Source organism: Skermanella sp., from assembly GCF_059503625.1.
In genome coordinates, this window is the sequence record NZ_JCACHA010000448.1 from 1 (window position 1) to 2,349 (window position 2,349).

4 protein-coding genes and 1 pseudogene are annotated in these 2,349 nt (G+C 61.8%); 4 read left to right on the forward strand and 1 reads right to left on the reverse strand.

Going from position 1 to position 2,349, the window contains the following annotated elements; genetic code table 11:
• The 4 genes and pseudogenes from AC5JJ6_RS09910 to AC5JJ6_RS09925 all read left to right on the forward strand — a co-directional run.
• Positions 1–415: pseudogene (locus AC5JJ6_RS09910) on the forward strand (hypothetical protein); the annotation flags it as partial.
• Entirely contained in the window at positions 385–1,017 is a 633-nt protein-coding gene (gene rfbC / locus AC5JJ6_RS09915; RefSeq protein WP_496041882.1) for a dTDP-4-dehydrorhamnose 3,5-epimerase, read from the forward strand. The pseudogene AC5JJ6_RS09910 and the gene rfbC, both read left to right, overlap by 31 nt.
• A gap of 312 nt (positions 1,018–1,329) precedes the next feature.
• On the forward strand, positions 1,330–1,569 hold the full coding sequence (locus AC5JJ6_RS09920; RefSeq protein WP_496041883.1) for a hypothetical protein: 240 nt from the start codon (positions 1,330–1,332) through the stop codon (positions 1,567–1,569).
• Positions 1,570–1,602: 33 nt separating this feature from the next.
• Positions 1,603–1,896, forward strand: coding sequence for a hypothetical protein (locus AC5JJ6_RS09925; protein WP_496041884.1), 294 nt, complete (start codon positions 1,603–1,605; stop codon positions 1,894–1,896).
• Here the strand turns inward: AC5JJ6_RS09925 and AC5JJ6_RS09930 are convergent.
• Positions 1,871–2,349: hypothetical protein (locus AC5JJ6_RS09930; RefSeq protein WP_496041885.1), on the reverse strand; the 479-nt coding region annotated here is incomplete at its 5' end. The two genes, AC5JJ6_RS09925 and AC5JJ6_RS09930, sit on opposite strands and share 26 nt — an antisense overlap.

The window sequence follows — 2,349 nt, forward strand, 5'->3', positions numbered from 1 at the left end:
CTTCGCTGCCGCCGGACTACATTACCGGCGGACCGCTTCTACGGGGGCAGGTCACTGCCACTTCGAGGTGCCGTTCTCGATTGCGAGGGCAGCGTTGTTCCAGGACGCCGTCCTTGCGCCGCTAGGTGGTCCTGAGGTCGGCGTGATCGCCACGGCGAAGGTCGATTTGTCGCCGGGCGATATCATCGCCGAGTTCGGTGGATATCACGCCTATGGTGTTGCTGAGAACAGCGAAGTCATTTCCCGTGATCGTCTGTTACCACTCGGCATTGCGTTGGGTAGCCGGGTAAAGCGGACGGTGGCGAAAGATCAGGCGCTTACTTTCGACGATGTCGAGATACCCAGCGGACGAACCGTCGACAAGCTCTATGCGGAACAGGAAGCGTGCTTCCCGTTGAAGCGATCGGACGATTGAAGAAGGAAGTGACCATGATCTTCCACGAGACGAAATTGACGGATGCTTGGCTCATCGACATCGAACCCAGAGGCGATGATCGCGGTATCTTCGCCCGCACGATGTGCAGTCAGGAGTTTGCGGCGCACGGCCTGATACAGACCTATGTTCAGCAGAACATGTCGACATCGGCTAAAGCCGGGACGGTACGTGGCCTCCATTTCCAGCGCCAGCCGGATACGGAGGCAAAGTTGATACGATGCGTCCGTGGCGCAATATTGGATGTGATCGTTGACCTGCGCGCGGGTTCGCCGAGTTATCTTCAGCATCAGGCCTTTGAGTTGACGGCCGGGAACCGGGCACAACTTTATGTGCCGCCTGGCTTTGCGCATGGTTTCCAAACCCTAACCGACGATATAGAAGTCACTTATCTTGTCTCTGCAGCTTATGCGCCTCACTCTGAAGGTGGCCTTCGATACAACGATCCGTCGCTTGGTATCTCCTGGCCGCTCGCTGTGACGTCCATTTCCGAGAAAGACCGAAACTGGCCGTTGCTGGATGCGGGCGGACCCGCGCTGTTCGACTTTAACATGATGAAAGCTCACAACATCGCTTCAGATTAGCGGTACCAACTGCTGTAGCTACATTCACGGCCAGCGCTGTATTGTGAATCATCGCCTCGCCGAAGAGCACAGGTTCGGGATGCGGGAGCGACGAGGTGCAGCGTTTGCGGTTCAGCCAAAACGACCTTGATCCGCGCGTCCGTCCCATCGCCCGTTGCGAACGGCCGGAGTCTTTGTGAATACGGTGCCGACCTGATCGTCGACCAGATCCGACTCGCTCGCTCCGCTGGCGGGACGGGACGCAATCGCGCCAAGGCGGACGCTACGGGCTCGCCGGTGTAGCCTCTCTCGTCGATCCGCTTGGAAAGCTGGTTGCTTGAGCGGATTGATATCCAATGTCTGCTTCGCTGGTTCAACAATCTCGGCGTGGACGACCCGGTCCGGAACGCCACGACCTTCGCCAAGCACCAAGACCGGTTGGTGGCAGACGAGGTAGCGGCGCGCTTCTCGGCTAACGCGCGGGAGCAACCGAAGCTACGCGCCCGGCTTTCGTCCCAGCAGCTCTCAATGGACGGCATGCTGCTGGACAGGCACTCCCCTTCAGCAGCTTGAGTCGCGGCCGATCCTGTGTCTGCCGGTGCTCCGTTGCCGATCGGCATTTGGCGCCGTGGCGAGCAGAGCCGCTATGGTGCCAAGCCGGAGTGGCAGCTGCACGGCACCGCGCTGCTGTTCGCCCTGGTGCCGGCGCTCGAGCCCGCGATGAGCCGCGAGGCATTAACGCCACCGATCGGCGAGGCCCGCTTTCCGGAGGTAGATAGGCTGGTCGGCGTCGCGGGCGCCGTTGGCGAGACTCCTTTCCGCACCGAAGCAGCGGCATCACCACCGCCGGATCATGACGGAAAAGGCGCTGTCCTCATTCTATCATCCATCCTGCGGTGATACGCATACCATCCCATGTCTCCATCCTCACCGAGACCTGCTGGCCGACTACAGGCTGAGCGATCGGAAGGCCGCTCAGGCTGCTTGCGAGGCGGACGGGCCGGTCCGGCTGCCCTTCCACGAGCAGCCAAGCCGCACGAGGGTTGGCAAGGCACCCGCCGTAGTCGAGGTGCAGATGCAGCCCACGGCGAGCTGCCGGACCCTGATCCTGCCGAAGCAGGGTCAGGCGATAGGGACCGAGGTCGCGGGTGCCGAGATCGCGTGGCGCTCCACCATCTTCCCAGGCGGACAAGGCGGCCGGCGCCAGGGCCGCCGCGGTGCCCAGCAAAGCGATGTTTGCCCAGCGCCACCGCCCGATGCGCCAACCGGCCGCGTTGGCCGGACCGGCTGAATGCCATAGCCTGAGTGTCCGTCCGGGATCATATTGTTCTTCGGCATAGCCTTCGCAGCATG